Below are 417 nucleotides of genomic sequence, written 5' to 3'. Positions count from 1 at the left end.
AGCTGAACAACCAGGCGTTCCAGACGCTGCGCGGACTGCCGAAGCTGCGGGTGGCGGCGGCGGAGAACTACGCGTACGCGGCGTGGGCGTCGCAGTTCGCGCGCAGCCGTGAGCTGCAGCAGAAGGCCGGGCGGATCAAGAACCTGACGGCGGTGCTGGGCGCGGTCTATCTGCCGCTGTGCACGCTGGGGATGTTCATGCTGCTGGCGGGCCCGGCGCGCGGGTCGATGACGGCGGCGGAGTTCCTCACCTTCAACACGTCGGTGACGATGGTGCTGACGTCGGTGACCCAGCTGACCGGCTCGTTCGTCTCGGCGGTCGCCGCGCTGCCGCTGTTCGAGCAGATCCGGCCGGTGCTGGACGCGACGCCCGAGGTGCGTGCGGCGAGCACCCGTCCGGGGCCGCTGACCGGCGCGA

The 417-nt window shown here is 71.2% G+C and carries 1 pseudogene; it reads left to right on the top strand.

Going from position 1 to position 417, the window contains the following annotated elements:
• Positions 1–417 (top strand): annotated as a pseudogene (locus LPA54_RS40185) (NHLP bacteriocin export ABC transporter permease/ATPase subunit); the annotation flags it as partial.

The organism is Streptomyces sp. DH12, assembly GCF_020873895.1.
In the GTDB taxonomy this organism is placed as follows: Bacteria; Actinomycetota; Actinomycetes; order Streptomycetales; family Streptomycetaceae; genus Streptomyces.
Note: the sequence above shows the minus strand (reverse complement) of the source record. Positions and strands in the feature narration are given on the sequence as shown.